11 protein-coding genes are annotated in these 15,295 nt (G+C 70.8%); 9 read left to right on the top strand and 2 right to left on the bottom strand.

Going from position 1 to position 15,295, the window contains the following annotated elements; genetic code table 11:
- Positions 1–4 precede the first annotated feature (4 nt).
- The 9 genes from ACIQOU_RS26450 to ACIQOU_RS26410 all read left to right on the top strand — a co-directional run bounded on the left by ACIQOU_RS26450 (position 5) and on the right by ACIQOU_RS26410 (position 13,265).
- Positions 5–1,024 (top strand): carbohydrate kinase family protein, encoded by a 1,020-nt coding sequence (locus ACIQOU_RS26450; protein WP_401539758.1) that lies wholly within the window; start codon positions 5–7, stop codon positions 1,022–1,024.
- Between the two features lie 58 nt (positions 1,025–1,082).
- Entirely contained in the window at positions 1,083–2,369 is a 1,287-nt protein-coding gene (locus ACIQOU_RS26445; protein ID WP_401539755.1) for an ABC transporter substrate-binding protein, read from the top strand.
- The gene (locus ACIQOU_RS26440; RefSeq protein ID WP_401539752.1) at positions 2,369–3,325 is read left to right on the top strand and encodes a carbohydrate ABC transporter permease; all 957 of its coding nucleotides are present in this window, start codon (positions 2,369–2,371) and stop codon (positions 3,323–3,325) included. The genes ACIQOU_RS26445 and ACIQOU_RS26440 overlap by 1 nt, the downstream gene beginning before the upstream one ends.
- A gap of 15 nt (positions 3,326–3,340) precedes the next feature.
- Positions 3,341–4,177: a carbohydrate ABC transporter permease gene (locus tag ACIQOU_RS26435; protein WP_401539750.1), complete on the top strand. Its 837-nt coding sequence runs from the start codon at positions 3,341–3,343 to the stop codon at positions 4,175–4,177.
- Positions 4,174–7,095 (top strand): glycoside hydrolase family 2 TIM barrel-domain containing protein, encoded by a 2,922-nt coding sequence (locus tag ACIQOU_RS26430; RefSeq protein WP_401539747.1) that lies wholly within the window; start codon positions 4,174–4,176, stop codon positions 7,093–7,095. Before ACIQOU_RS26435 ends, ACIQOU_RS26430 begins: the two co-directional genes overlap by 4 nt.
- A 38-nt stretch (positions 7,096–7,133) precedes the next feature.
- Positions 7,134–8,972: a LamG-like jellyroll fold domain-containing protein gene (locus ACIQOU_RS26425; protein WP_401539745.1), complete on the top strand. Its 1,839-nt coding sequence runs from the start codon at positions 7,134–7,136 to the stop codon at positions 8,970–8,972.
- A 26-nt stretch (positions 8,973–8,998) separates the two neighbouring features.
- Positions 8,999–10,669, top strand: coding sequence for a histidinol-phosphatase (locus ACIQOU_RS26420; protein WP_401539742.1), 1,671 nt, complete (start codon positions 8,999–9,001; stop codon positions 10,667–10,669).
- A 1,179-nt stretch (positions 10,670–11,848) separates the two neighbouring features.
- A complete protein-coding gene (locus ACIQOU_RS26415; protein WP_401539740.1) occupies positions 11,849–12,613 on the top strand; it encodes a Crp/Fnr family transcriptional regulator in 765 nt (254 codons plus the stop codon).
- A gap of 112 nt (positions 12,614–12,725) precedes the next feature.
- Positions 12,726–13,265, top strand: coding sequence for a hypothetical protein (locus ACIQOU_RS26410; RefSeq protein ID WP_401539737.1), 540 nt, complete (start codon positions 12,726–12,728; stop codon positions 13,263–13,265).
- Between the two features lie 43 nt (positions 13,266–13,308).
- Here the strand turns inward: ACIQOU_RS26410 and ACIQOU_RS26405 are convergent, their stop codons facing one another.
- Both ACIQOU_RS26405 and ACIQOU_RS26400 read right to left on the bottom strand, forming a co-directional pair.
- A complete protein-coding gene (locus tag ACIQOU_RS26405; protein ID WP_401539734.1) occupies positions 13,309–13,764 on the bottom strand; it encodes a MaoC family dehydratase in 456 nt (151 codons plus the stop codon).
- Positions 13,761–15,284 carry a long-chain fatty acid--CoA ligase gene (locus ACIQOU_RS26400; RefSeq protein WP_401539732.1) on the bottom strand — a complete coding sequence of 508 codons (1,524 nt, stop codon included), beginning with the start codon at positions 15,282–15,284 and terminating at the stop codon, positions 13,761–13,763. Before ACIQOU_RS26400 ends, ACIQOU_RS26405 begins: the two co-directional genes overlap by 4 nt.
- Positions 15,285–15,295: the final 11 nt, after the last annotated feature.

Below are 15,295 nucleotides of genomic sequence, written 5' to 3'. Positions count from 1 at the left end.
TTGCGTGGACGACGACCGGCCCCAGGTGCTGCTGACCGGGCTGCTCTTCTACGACCTGGTCCTCACCGGTCTGGCCAAGCCCCCGACGCCCGGCGAGGAGATCTGGACCTCCGGCATGGGCTGCGGCCCCGGCGGCATCGCCAACCTCGCGGTGGCCGCCTCCCGGTTCGGCCTGCGCACCTCCCTCGCCACGGTCTTCGGCGACGACTTCTACGGCGACCACTGCCGCCGGATGCTGGAGTCCCAGGAGGGCATCGACCTCTCGCTGTCCCTGACCGCGCGGGACTGGCCGACCCCGGTCACCGTGGCGCTCGCCTACGGCGACGACCGGGCCCTGGTCACCCACGGCCAGGAACCGCCGTTCTCGCAGGACCAGTTGATGGGCCAGCTGCCCGACGCGCTCACCGCCCTCGTGCATCTGGAGGCCGAGCCGCGGGGCTGGCTCGCCGAGGCCGCCGCGAACGGCACCCTGATCTACGCGGACGTCGGCTGGGACCCCACCCAGCGGTGGTCCCGCGATCTGCTCGACCAGCTCGCCCTGTGCCACGCCTTCCTGCCCAACGAGACCGAGGCGATGGCCTACACCCGGGCCGACACCGCCCTCGCCGCGCTCGGCACCCTCACCGAACTGGTGCCGGTGGCCGTGATCACCCGGGGCGGCGCGGGCGCGATCGCCGTGGACCAGACGACCGGCGAGTACGCCGAGGTCCCCGCGCTGAAGGTCGACGTCGTGGACGCCACCGGGGCCGGTGATGTCTTCGGCGCCAGTTTCGTCGCCGCCTCGCTGGAGGGCTGGCCGCTGGAGGAACGGCTGCGGTTCGCGGTCCTCGCGGCCGGGCTCTCCGTCCAGCGTCCCGGCGGGGCCTCGGCCGCGCCCGGCTGGTACGGCGTCGACCAGTGGTGGCGCTCGCTGACCGACCGCGACCTCAAGCGGGCCTACGGCTTCCTGGCCGACCGCATCCCCGCGGACGTCGGCCCGCCCCCGCCGCCCGCCCCCGTGACCCCACCCGTACCCCGGTACTGATCCATCCCCCCGCACCCCTGCGAACTCCCCGAACAGATTCCGAAAGGCGGTGGGAGCTGTGCGGCTCTCACGAAGAGGCCTGCTGCGCGCGGGCCTGGCCGGTACGGCCGGCGTGACGCTCGGCGGCCTGGCGACCGGCTGTGCCGTTCCGACCGGGTCCACCGGCCGGAACATGGTCCTGTGGTACTGGGACGGCGGTCTCGGCGACACGGTCGTGACGAAGGCCAAGGCCCGGTACGGCGGCTCGGTCGATCTCCAGGCCATCAAGATCGGCGGCTACTACCGGTCCAAGCTGCTGACCACGATGACGGGCAAGTCCCACATCCCCGACATCGCGGGCCTCAAGGGCGAGGACATGGCGTCCTACCTGCCCAACGCCGATCAGTTCGTGGACCTCAGAACGCTGGGCGCGGACAAGCTCAAGAGCCAGTACCTGTCCTGGAAGTGGCAGCAGGGCATCGCCGACGACGGCACGATGGTCGGCTTCCCGATCGACTGCGGCCCGGTCGCGCACTACTACCAGTTCGCGGTGTTCCAGAAGGCGGGGCTGCCCCACGACCCCGACGACGTGTCCGCCGAGCTGAACACCTGGGAGAAGTTCTTCGCGGCGGGCGAGAAGCTCAAGCGGCGCCTGCCGGGCACGTATCTCCTCTCGGACGTCAACGTCGTCTTCGAGAACGTCGTCCAGCAGGGCAGCAAGCGCTACGTCGACAAGAACCGGCACTTCATCGGCGGAGAGGCGCATGTGCGGGACGCCTGGGCGCTGGCCGTGGAGGCGAAGCGGCGCGGGATCGTCTCGGACCTGGTGACCGGGACGCCCGACCAGCTGTCGGCGGTGCAGGCGGGCAAGCTGCCCAGCCAGCTCAACGCCTCCTGGGCGACCAGCGACCTCAAGAGCGGCGTGCCGAAGACCAAGGGGCGCTGGCGGGTGGCGCAGATGCCGGTGCGGCCGTCCAACAACGGCGGTTCCTTCCTGTCGATCACCAAGGCGTGCCGGGAGCCCGAGCGGGCGTTCGAGATCATCTCCTGGATGATGAACCCGGCCAACCAGGCGCAGGGCTTCGTCGACGCCGGCCTCTTCCCCTCCACCCCGGCCTCCTACGGCCTCAAGGTGCTGCGCGCGCCCGACCCGTTCTTCGGCGGCCAGGACACGATGGACATCTTCGGCCCGGCCGCGCAGCGGATCGCGGTCGCCTACAACAGCCCCTTCGACGTGGCGCTCGGACAGCCCCTCAAGGACGAGATCAAGAACGTCGGCGTCCTCGGCAAGGACCCGAAGAAGGCATGGAACGACGCCATGAGCAAATGCCGGCGCATCGCCACCCACCTGGGGGTGAGCTACTGATGGCCACCACCCTGGACACGCCCCCGGCGGCCGTCGAGGCCACGGCTGCGGCAAAGCCCCGCACCGGAGTGCGCAAGTACTGGCATCTGTACGCCGCGATCTCCCCGTTCTATCTGCTGTTCCTCTGCTTCGGCCTGATCCCGGTCGGCTTCTCGTTCTACGTCTCGCTGCACCGCTGGGACGGGCTCGGGAAGATGGAGTGGGCGGGGCTCTCGCAGTACCAGTACCTGCTGAGCGACACCGACTTCTGGAACGCGGTCGGCAACACCCTCATCATCTGGGCGCTGGCCACCTTCCCCATGATCTTCCTGGCGATGGTCACGGCCGTGATGCTGAACTCCGCGGTCCGCTTCAAGAACGTCTACCGGTTCGCCTTCTTCCTGCCGAACGTCACCTCGGTGGTCGCCATCGCGATCATCTTCGGCTCGGTCTTCTCCACCAACTTCGGCCTGGTGAACGCCCTGTTGCAGGCGGTGGGCCTGGATCAGGTGGCGTGGCTGAACACCCCGTGGGGCATCAAGATCGCCATCGCGACGCTGATGACCTGGCAGTGGACCGGCTACAACGCGATCATCTTCCTCGCCGGGCTCCAGACCATCCCGAGCGAGCTGTACGAGGCGGCCCGGATGGACGGCGCCGGACCGGTGCAGACGTTCTTCCGGATCACCCTGCCGATGATGCGTCCGGTGCTGCTGTTCGTGCTCGTGGTCTCCACGGTCACCGGACTCCAGAGCTTCTCCGAGCCGCAGGTGCTGCTCCAGACGACCTCCAACGACTCGACGTTCGCGGGCGGTCCGGGACACGCGGGCCAGACGATGGTCCTCTACTTCTTCCAGCAGACCTTCGACAACAACGACTTCGGCTACGGCGCCGCCGTGGCGTGGGGCGTCTTCCTCGTCGTCGTCCTCTTCTCGATCATCAACTGGCGGCTGGTCAAGCGCCGGGGCGAAGACTAGAAAGGCCCGGACACCATGACATCCATCAAGGGAACCCGTAGCCGGGCCATCGCCCTGCACGCCGTCCTGGTCATCGGGCTGCTCCTGTCGGCCTTCCCGTTCTACTGGGCCGTGATCATGTCGACGCACGCGTCGTCGGAGATCTTCTCGTACCCGCCGAACCTGCTGCCCGGCACGCACTTCCTGGAGAACCTGCGCAGCCTGTTCAAGGCCGTCGACTTCTTCGGGTCGATGGGGAACTCGCTGCTCGTCGCGACCAGCGTCACCTTCCTGGTGCTGCTCTTCGACTCGCTGGCGGCGTTCGTGTTCGCCAAGTTCGACTTCCCCGGCAAGAAGCTGCTGTTCGGCGCGCTCATGCTGATCTTCATGGTGCCGGCGCAGCTCGCCGCGATCCCGCAGTTCGTCATCATGGCGAAGCTCGGCTGGATCGGGTCGATGACCTCGCTGATCGTGCCGGCGGCGGCGAACGCGTTCGGCATCTTCTGGATGCGCCAGTACATGACCGGCGCCATCCCCGACGAGCTGCTCGACGCGTCCCGCATCGACGGCGCGAACTTCCTGCGCCAGTTCTGGCACGTGGCCCTCCCGGTGGTCCGGCCGGGCCTGGCCTTCCTCGGCATCTTCACCTTCATGGGCCAGTGGAACGACTACGCCTGGCCCCTGATCGCGCTCACCAACCCGGACAACGTGACCCTCCAGGTCGCGCTCTCCCAGCTCAACGGAACGCACGGCACCACCGACTACGGCACCGTCATGACCGGTGCCCTGCTCGCCCTGATCCCCCTGCTCATCGTGTTCGCGCTCGGCGCCCGACAGATCATCGGCGACCTGGCCAAGGGAGCCATCAAGTGACCGACCCGCTCATCGCCCTCCGCCCGTGGCAGGCACCGGAGCTGACCTCCTGGCGACGGCTGCCCATGAACGCCGTCGACCGGCGCTCCGGCGCCCTCGACCTGGACGGCGACTGGCGCTTCCAGCTGCTGCCGACCCCCGACGCCCCGCTCGCCGAGGCCTGGTCGTCGTCGCACGTGCCCGGGGTGTGGACCGTGCAGGGCACCGGCGATCTGCCGCAGTACCTCAACATCCGGATGCCGTTCCCCGACGTCCCGCCGCACTCCCCCGCCGCCAACCCGACCGGCGTGTACGAGCGGGAGATCGAGGTGCCCGCGGAGTGGGCCGGGCGCCGGATCGTGCTCCAGGTCGGCGCCGCCGAGAGCGTGCTCCTGGTGCACGTGGACGGCCGTCCGGTGGGCCTGTCCAAGGACTCCCACCTGGCCGCCGAGTTCGACCTCACGGACCTGGTGCGGCCCGGCGGGCGGTCGGTGCTGCGGCTGACGGTGGTCAAGTGGTCGGACGCCTCGCACATCGAGGACCAGGACCACTGGTGGCACGGCGGGATCACCCGCTCGGTGCTGCTGTACGCGACCGACCCGCTGCACCTGGCCGACGTCGGGGTGCGCGCCCGCTTCGACGGCCGGCTCCGGGTGGACTGCCAGGTCCGCGACACGGGCGGCGCGCTGCCCGAGGGCTGGTACGTCAGCGGCGACCTCGACGGCCGACCGCTCGCCCAGGACCGGGAGTTCGACCGGCTCAACGCCGACGACGAGCGGGTCTCCGACTTCCTCGGCGAGGTCCGCATCGAGACCGTCGTGCCGGACGTGCGCACCTGGAACGCGGAGACGCCCGAGCTGTACACCCTCACCGTCCGGCTGCACCGCGCCGACGGCACGGTCGCCGACACCTTCCGCCACCGCGTCGGCTTCCGCGACGTCGAGATCGTCGGCCGTGACCTGCTGGTCAACGGGGAACGCGTGTACATCCGGGGCGTCAACCGGCACGACTTCCACCCGCTGACCGGCCGCACGGTGACCTCCGAGGACATGCGCGCGGATCTGCTGCTGCTCAAGCGGTTCGGCTTCAACGCGATCCGCACCGCGCACTACCCGAACGACCCGGGCCTGTACGACCTCGCGGACGAACTCGGCTTCTACGTCGTCGACGAGGCGGACATCGAGTCGCACGACCACGCGCACGAGATCGCCGACGACCCGCGCTACCTGGGCGCGTTCGTGGACCGCGTCTCCCGGATGGTGCTGCGCGACAAGAACCACCCGTCGGTGATCATCTGGTCGCTGGGCAACGAGTCCGACTACGGCGCCAACCACGACGCGGCGGCCGGCTGGGTGCGCCGCCACGACCCGAGCCGCCCGGTGCAGTACGAGGGCGCCGCCAAGCGCGGCTGGGCCGATCCGGACGTGGCGTCCGACATCGCCTGCCCGATGTACGCGCCGTTGGAGGACTGTCTCGCGCACGCCCTGTCCGGGAAGCAGACCAAGCCGCTCATCCAGTGCGAGTACTCGCACGCCATGGGCAACAGCAACGGCACGCTGGCCGACCACTGGGCCGCCATCGAGTCCACGCCGGGCCTTCAGGGCGGGTTCATCTGGGAGTTCTGGGACCACGGAATCCTCCAGCACGTGAGCGACGGAACTCCGGTCGGGCGCGCGGGCGCCGGACGGTACGCGAACGGCGTCACCGCGCCCGGGTACCGCTGGGCGTACGGCGGCGACTTCGGCGAGGAGCACCACGACGGCGTGTTCATCGCCGACGGGGTGGTCTTCCCCGACCGCACGCCGAAGCCGGTGATGTTCGAGCACCGGGAGATCGCGGCGCCGGTGCGCATCGAGTACGTGTGCCACGAGGGCATCGAGCTGGGCAACCACCAGCACTTCCGGGGCCTCGACTGGCTGTCGGCCACCTGGGAACTGTCGCTGGCCGAGGGCCTGACGCTGACCGCCCCGGCCGAACTGCCCACGCTGGCACCGGGATCGACGGCCACCGTGCCGATGCCGTTCGAGCTGCCGGACGACGGCGGTGAGGCGTGGCTGACGCTGCGGGTGACGACGGCCGAGGACCTGCCGTGGGCGGTGCGGGGCAGCGAGGTGTGCGCTCCGCAGGTGCGGTTGCGCGCCGCCCCGACGCCGACGGCGCCCGTGGTGGGCGGCGGCGCGGTGCGGGTCGACGACGACGGACTGCTGGTGCACCCGTTGCTGGCGGCGGCTCCGGTGCTGTCCCTGTGGCGGGCGCCCACCGACAACGACGAGCTGGGCGGCATGGCCGGGCGCTGGCGGGCCTGGGGACTCGACGCGCTGGTGCGCACGCCGGTCTCGGTCGGCCGGGACGGCGAACGGGTCACCGTGGTCGCCGAGTACGTGGGCGCGACCGGGGTGGTGCGGCACCGGCAGGTGTTCACGCCGGTCGCGGGCGGGCTGCGGGTCGACGAGAGCGCCGAGCTGCCCGAGGAGTGGGACGACGTGGCGCGGGTCGGCTCGGTCTTCGAGACGGTGGCCGGGCTCGATCTGCTGGAGTGGTTCGGGCAGGGTCCCTGGGAGTCGTACCCGGACCGGGCCGGGGGTGCCCCGGTGGGGCATCACGCGCTGCCGGTGGACGCGTTGTTCACGCCGTATCTGCGTCCGCAGGAGAGCGGCGGGCGGCACGGGGTGCGCCGGTTCACGCTGTCGGCGGCGGACGCCACCGGGCTCGCGGTGGAGCTGGACGCGCCGCGTCAGGTGTCGGTGACGCGGTTTCGCGCCGAGGATCTGACGGCCGTGACGCACCACGACGAGCTGGTGCCGCGCGCCGGGTGCGTGGTGCAGCTGGACGCGGCGCACCGGGGTCTGGGCACGGCGTCCTGCGGCCCGGACACCTTCGCCTCCTACCGGGTCCCGACCGGTGTCCACCGCTGGAGCTGGACGCTGCGGGCGCTGTGACCATCCGATCCTGACGAGTACCTCTCCACGGAGCAGACGTGTGCACTTCGCATGACCAGACCGGAGCCGAGGCCCCGCAGGCCGGTGCCGGGCGACGCGGTTTCCTGCGGGCGACCGCGCTGCTGGGGGCCGCCGCCACGGCGGGGGTCGCGCTGCCGGCCACCGCCGTCGCGGCGCCGGCGAGCCGGTGGCGCTCCGATCCGGAGAGCCGCCGGTTCACCCTGGCGGTGATGCCGGACACCCAGTACCTCTTCGACGGCCCGAGCATCGACAAGGCGCCGGTGGAGGCGTCGCTGCGCTACCTGTTGGAGAGCCGGGAGGAGAACCTCGTCTTCCTCTCCCATCTGGGCGATCTGACGCAGAACGGCGCGGCGGCCGAATTCGCCGCGATCGGGGAGGCGTTCGAACTCCTGGACCGGCGGGGCGTCGGCTACAGCGTGCTGGCGGGCAACCACGACGTGGCGTCGTCCACCGACGACCAGCGCGGCTCGACGCCGTATCTGGACGCCTTCGGGCCGCACCGGTTCCAGGGGAAGCCGACGTTCGGGGGTGCCTCCGACGACGGCTATCACACGTTCCATCTGTTCCGGGCGGCGGGCCGTCAGTGGCTGGTGCTCGCCCTGGACTGGCGGCTGTCGGCGAAGGGGTACGCCTGGGCGAAGGAGGTGCTGGCCCGGCACCCGAGGACGCCGGTGATCCTGACGACGCACGAACTGGTCGCGGGCGACGACCAGTTGTCGACGTATGGGCAGCAGCTGTGGGACCAGTTGATCACGGACCACGACCAGATCTTCCTCACCCTGGGCGGCCACTACTGGCCGGCCGGCCGCGCGACCCGCACGAACGCGGCGGGCAACGACGTCCATCTCCACCTGACGAACTATCAGAACCGTTACTACGGCGGCGCGGCGATGATCCGCCTGTACCGCTTCGACCTGGACCGCGACGTCATCGACGTCGAGACCGTGTCGCCGTGGATACTCGGCCGGGCCGCGAAGGGGCTCAACGAGCTGGAGCGGCAGGAGATCGAGCTGAGCGGCGACGCGGACCGCTTCTCCGTCGGCATCGACTTCGCGGACCGCTTCTCGGGCTTCGCCCCGGTCCCGGCCCGCCCCTCCCGCCCGGCCGCGAAGCTCCTGGTGCCGGGCACGGTCGCGTACTGGCGGTTCGACGGCCACACCGATAGAACGGCGGTGACGGGTACCGTCCGTGACCTGTCGGGGCGGGGCAACGACCTCGACCTGGTGACCGTCGGCGACGCCGATCTCACCTGGTCGTCGGACCACCACCCCGACCAACCCGGCCACGGCAGCCTGGAGTTCCACGGGTTCAAGTCCCCGCTGAAGGGCGCGTATCTGCGGACGGTGGCCGGTGCCCCGCTCAACTCCGCGACCTTTAAGGGCGGTTACACCATCGAGGCGTTCTACCGGCTGCCGGCCGACTGGGACCCCGATCACCATGCCTGGTCCGGCATCGTCGGCCGCAGTGGCACCGGGGGCGCGGCGGGCAAGACCGGCGACGACCCCGACGAGCCGCTCGCCACGCTGTCGCTGTCCAACGACCGGGAGCCGCAGTGGGCGATGCGCCCGCTCAACCAGCAGGGCATCGCGTCGAATTGGGGCCAGGAGACCCCGTTGGAGACGTGGTGGCACCTGGCGGTCGTCAACGACGGCACGCACACCACGCTCTATGTCGAGGGCTGCCCGGTGGTCCGCAATCCGAAGGCCGCCGCCGTGGGGATCACCTCGGTGGGGCTGCCCTGGCTGCTCGGCGGCTACGAGTACGCCGGGAAGATCGACCAGATCCTGCACGGGCGCCTCGGTGATGTGCGGATCGTCTCGCGGGCGTTGCCCGTCACCTCCTTCATGACCCACTGACGCTCTCCCCGAGGACTGCGACGACCATGACCGAGCAGCGCCTGCCCTCCTGGGCGGACCCGTCCGTCTCCCCCGCCGACCTCGACGCCCAGGGCGTCTCCAGGCGCCGACTGCTGTACGGGGCGGGCCTGTTCGGCGCCGCGTTCGCGCTGGGCGGCCCGGTCGGGTCCGCCGTCGCCGCCGACCGGCACCGCGGGGTGGGCGGCGACGATCCGGGCCTGGCCTATCTGGTCGGCGACCATCATGTGCACTCCGTCTACAGTCACGACGCGAAGTACACGTTCTCCCAACAGGCCACGGCCGCAGCGAAGTTCGGCCTCGACTGGATGGTGTTCAACGAGCACGCGAACGTCGGTCACGCCCGCTACGGCGCCGCCCTGGAGCACCGGGAGATCCTCAAGGCCCGTGCGGACAACCCCCGTCAGCTGATCTTCCAGGGCCTGGAGTGGTACATCCCGGCCGCCGAGCACGCCACGGTGTTCGCCGCGCCGGGCCGCCATGAGGTCGACCTGCTCACCCGGTTCGAGCTGGCCTACGACGGCAAGCTCCTGAACTACACGGAGGGCGCGGCGGGCGCGACCGACACCGCCCGCAACGAGGCGCACGCCGTGCAGGGCCTCAAGTGGCTCGCGGAGCAACGCCGTTCGGGATACGTCGACGACGTTCTCGTCCTCGCCAACCATCCGATGCGTCTGGGCATCGACTCCCCGCACGAGCTGCGCGGCTGGCGGGACGCGGCGCCCGGCATCATGATCGGCATGGAGGGCGCGCCCGGCGCGCAGGGCGCGGCGATCCCCGGCTGGCGCGGTGCCACGTCGATCCGGGGCGAGTACGAGAACACGCCGTCGGCGCAGTCCTGGTCGGGCTATCCGGCGGACGCCTATCTCACCTACGGCGGCTTCGACTGGGCGACGGCGACGGTGGGCGGGCTGTGGGACGCGCTGCTGGCCGAGGGGCGGCTGTTCACCATCACCTCCAACTCCGACAACCACCGCACGGTCTTCGACACCTGGAAGAACGGCGACTGGCCGGCCGGGCAGGACTTCGACTCCGCCGGCAGGCTGCCCGACCCGGTGGCCACGGACACCCCGCAGCCGGGCAGCGACTTCTGGCCCGGCGAGTTCAGCCGCACCCACGTCGGTGTGGCCCGGTACGGCTACCGCGCGGTGATGGAGGGGCTGCGGGCCGGGCGGGTCTGGCTGGACCACGGGCATCTCCTGGACGGCCTGGAGGTCCGCGTGCGCCGGGAGGGCGACGCCGGGCGCGGGGTCACGCTGGGCGGACGGCTGCGGGTGCGCCGGGGTGAGCGGATCGTGCTGACGGTGACGGTGACGACGGCCTCCCGGCCCAACGCCCATGGTGTGCTGCCCGAGTTGGCGCACGTCGATGTCGTCCGGGGTGCGGTGCGCGGTCCGGTGGCCGACCGGGACGGCTGGCGGGCGCCGGACACCAGGGTCGTGCGCACCGAGGACGTGTCGGGGCGGACGGGGACGTACACGCTGCGGGTGCCGCTGGCGGCGGGCGAGGAGTCGTTCTATGTGCGGCTGCGCGGCAGCGACGGCAAGCGGAACGGCGTGGGGTATCTGGGGGCGTCGGTGGACCCGCGCGGGCCGGTGACGCACCCGCCGGGGGACGGTGATCCCTGGGCGGACACGTGGTTCTACTCGAATCCCGTTTTTGTGGATGTGGTGGGCTGAGAGCGGGTCGAGAAGGGCCTTCCTGACGCACCGTCCGCCCGCGCACCACATTCCGTGACGGCATGGGTGCGGCGGTGCCGAGTGGCGGGTATCCGAATCGCTCCGTTCGGTTGGGCGGGCGCGAACCTGTGAGTGACCTGGGCCACTTCGGTGGGGGCGATTCGCGTGACGTCAACTCCACGCGGGGTGACCGTCGACGGGGCGGGTCCATTCGGCGGCGCGTGGCCGAGGCCGTCTGCGGTGCCCGGCCGGAATCAATTCGGCATTCCTTCGCATTCACTTTGCACGGACCCGGATGACGGGAAGGTGAATGGGGTTCGAATGGGCGTCGCACGCCTTATGGCTCGCCCTCGGCGCCGCCTCGACCCGTCCTTGATCAGCACCTCTGGGGGGCGCGTAGATTTATGCACACCACCCCTTGCGCGCCCCTCACCTCGAACAAATGCGGCGCCGACTGCGGCAACAAGGGGCTCACTCCGTCACAGACGGAAACCTCTCGCGAAACAAAACCGAACCATTGGGACGAACGAGGTCGGTGAGACGGCACTCGATACGCGGGAGCCGTCAAGTCGGCGGGCGGAATCGATGGAGAAACCCCCTCGTACGAGGGCTTCCCGCACGGGAGTTGCTGTCCCACTGTGACCCTCCCCTCGCGGATGGTGTTTACTGGGTATCGGTCTGAGCCTCGACGGGTCCAGGCCCTTTCGGAGGCTCCGGGGTGGTTCCCGGGGCCTCCTTTTTTTGCGGGAGCGGCTCTCCGCATTCCCCCGATATCCCCGGAACGCATTCCCCGCGGCATTTTCTGAAATACCTTCAGGGCCCAGTGGTCCATACCACCGGACCGTCGAAGTGGGGACGGTAACTCCCTTCCCCTCGCGGCCCCTTCGGCGGGCGGCATTGCCTGCGCCCTTCCGTGACTGGCGATTACCTCGGGCAGGGGGGTAGCTTTGGTCAAACGTCTTCACCCTCGCAGCCGGACTCACCACCCGGGCATCGGAAAGCGACGGAGAGGGCACTGGACCCGTCGCCCGGATGCGCCGCACCCGGGAGCACCGCACCGCCGAGCAGAAGGACCTCAGACCGATGACGACAGGCCTGACCCCGTGTCACCACGGCCTTGAGGCAGGAGCGTTCCGCCGCGCGCCCCTGCCCGCCCCGCCCGCGACCGGGGCGTAGGAGATGGTCCCCGACATAGGGGCGTTCCGCAGCGGTGACGTCCTCAAGGGACTCCAGACCATGCCGGCCGGCAGCTTCCTCGCCCATCTCCCGCCCGAGAGCTGGCCGTTGCTGGTCGGCTTCTGGGGCCCGGTCAGCCGCGTCTACCAGCGGGACGAGCACCTGCCCGGCGGCCCGGACGGCACCGACGTGCACATCGTCCTGGGCGGCTGTGTGCGCCAGGACCGGTTCCCCTTCGGCCGCCGCGACGACGACCCGGTGATCTCCCGCTTCCGGGGCCCGGGCCAACTCCTGGGCGAAGCCGAGCTGATCGCGTCCGGCGCCGCCGTCACCACCACCTGCCTCACCACCACCTGGGTCATGTCCGGCTCCGCGCAGCGCATGAACGCCTTCCTCGACCGCCACCCGCACGCCCGACTCGCCCTGCTGCGCAGCCTGGAGACCCGCAACCGCGACGACGAGAAGATCTACGGCACCGTCACCCGCACCCCGCTGCACCGGGTCGGCGGACTCCTCGCCCACCTCGCCAGGACCGCCGGCACCGCCGACCCGGCCGAGCCCGGCCACCTCACCGTCCTCGGCCTGAGCCAGAAAGACATCGCGGAGGCGCTCCTGCTGGGCGTCTCCACCGTGGAGAGTGCCGTCCGCGGCCTGCGCACCCCCGCCAAGGACAGCGGTCTGCCCCCGGGCGGCGTCCTGCGCAGCAGGTACCGGCAGTTCGTGGTGACGGACCTGCCCGCGCTGCACCGCGTCACCGGCGTCGAATAAGTCGAACAGCCCGTCCCCGCCGGACCGCCCCGCCCCCTCTCGCTCACCTCTCGCCTCACCTCCCCGACCCGCACCGCGGCGACCTCCCCGCCGGGTGCTGTTCACGCGCATCATGAACGGATCAACGAAGATGATGTTCAGTTCGACCGCTCTCGCCTCCGGTTCCGTCGCGGGCCCCGCGCTCGTGGGCATGCTGGTGGGGGTGATCGGGACCGTGCTCGGCGTCCTCACCCTGCGCCACCACCGGCAGGTGCTGGCCTGGATGAAGCGCACCCGGGCCACCGACGACGTCGGCAAGGACCTCGACGACACCGCCACCTATCTCAGGAGCCTCCACGAGGAGCTGTGCACGCGGGCCCAGACGCCCTGCCGGGCCGCCGACCTCGCGCCGTTGAACCGGCTGCGCCACCTCCTCGACGACACCGGCGCGGACACCGAGCCGATCCGCGCCGAACTCACCGCCGTCATCCAGAAGTTCGACCGCTACCTCGCCCTGGTGCTGCCACCGGAGCCGACCACCGCCCGGGTCGCCGTCGCCGAACTCACCGCCCAACTGGCCACCGCGATGCGGCAGGAGCAGGCCCGGATCGACCTGAAGGGCGCCGTGACCACCGCCCAGCAGAAGATCCGCACCCTGCGCAGGGCCGCCTGAGCCCGGCGGGCGGCATCCTCGACTGCCGCCCGCCGCACGGCGGTCAGGCGTAGAACCGGGACAGGCTCTGGAGCACGGCGGCCGGTTTGGCGCCGCCCTCGATCTCGACCGTCCCGTCGACGACGATCTGCACGCCGCCCGGCACCTCGGTGACCTCGGCGAGCCTGCCGTGCAGCCGGATGCGGGAGCCGGCCTTCACCGGGGCGGGGAAACGCACCTTGTTCAGGCCGTAGTTGACCTTCGTCGTGACGCCCTGGACGTCCAACAGGGCGGTGAACAACGGGATGAAGAGGGAGAGGGTGAGATAGCCGTGGGCGATCGGCGCGCCGAAGGGCCCTTGCCGTGCCCGCTCGGGGTCGACGTGAATCCACTGGTGGTCGCCGGTCGCGTCGGCGAACAGGTCGATGCGTTCCTGGGTGACCTCGATCCAGTCGCTGGTGCCGAGGTCGCCGCCCGCGAGCTTCCGCAGCTCGTCCAGGCCGTTGACGGTGATGCTCATCTGGCGTCTCCTGTGTGCGAGTCGGTGCCGAAGCGCTTGCGCACCCGGGCCTTGAGGAGCTTCCCGGAGGCGGTGCGCGGGAGGGCGTCCGCGATCACCACCGACTTCGGGATCTTGTACTTGGCGAGCCGTCCCGACAGGGCGGCCAGGATCGCGCCGGGGTCGAGGACGGCGCCCTCGCGGGGGACGAGGACCGCGCGCGGCACCTCGCCCCAGGTGGCGTCCGGCACCCCGATGACCGCGCACTCGACGATGTCCGGGTCGGCGAGGAGGAGGTCCTCGATCTCGGCCGGGTAGATGTTCTCGCCGCCCGAGATGATCATGTCCTTGAGCCGGTCGACGATGTACACGTACCCGTCCGCGTCGACCCGGGCCGCGTCCCCGCTGCGGAACCAGCCGTCGGTGAAGGACGCCGCCGTCTCCTCGGGCAGTCCCCAGTAGCCCGGCATGACGTGCGGGCCGCGCACCACGACCTCGCCCGTCTCGCCGACGTCGACGGCCGTGAGGTCGGGCCGTACCACCCGGACGTCGCTGAAGAAGTGCGGGACGCCCGCCGAACCGGCCTTGCTGACCGCGTGGTCGGCGTCCAGGAAGAGGGTGCCGGGCGCGGCCTCGGTCATGCCGTAGCCCTGGAGGAAGGTGAGGCCGCGCTCCTGGTAGGCGGCGATCAGCGGGGTCGGCACCGGGGAGCCGCCGCAGGTCAGCAGGCGCAGCGAGGTGAGGTCGGCGGTGGGCCAGCGCGGATGCCGGGCGATCAGGTCGAACATGGTGGGGACGCCGAACATGAAGGTGATGCGGTGCCGTTCGACGAGGTCGAAGGTGGCGTCCGGGTCGAACGCCTCGACCAGCACACAGGTGCCGCCCTTCAGCAGCACCGGCAGCGTCAGCATGTTCAGGCCGGCCGTGTGGAACAACGGGGCGGAGACCAGGGCGCGTTCGTCGGCGATCAGGTCGGTGTCGACGAGGACGTTGACGGCGTTCCAGATGAGGTTGGCGTGGGTGAGCATGGCGCCCTTGGGGCGGCCGGTGGAGCCCGAGGTGTACATGATGACGGCGGTGTCGTCGAGACCGACCGGTTCGTCGATCGGCTCGGACCCGGCGGACGCGAGCAACTCCTCGTACTCCGGGCCGACTTCGATGGACGTGCCGATGTCGGTGTCCCCGGGCAGCGCGGCGACCAGGGCGTTCTGGCCGGGGCCGTGGATCAGCGCCCTGGTGCCCGAGTCGGCGAGCTGGTGGGCGATCTCGGGGCCCGCGAGGCGGGTGTTGAGCGGCACGAAGACCGCGCCGAGCGTACCGGCCGCGAACAGGGTCTCCAGATAGGCGGGTTGGTTGGGTCCGAGGTGGGCGACCCGGTCGCCGCGCCGCACCCCGCGCTCCCGCAGGACATGCGCGAGGCGGGTGGTGCGGTCGTGCAACCGCGCGTAGGTGAAGGCGAGTTCGCCGTGGATCAGGGCGGTGCGGTGCGGGGTCTTGCGGGCCCGGCGTGCGGGCCACGACCCCAGTCCCTCGTTGCGCATGAACGACCCCT

This window comes from Streptomyces sp. NPDC091279 (genome assembly GCF_044757465.1).
Taxonomy (GTDB): Bacteria; Actinomycetota; Actinomycetes; order Streptomycetales; family Streptomycetaceae; genus Streptomyces.
This window is presented reverse-complemented; position numbering and strand designations above follow the sequence as displayed.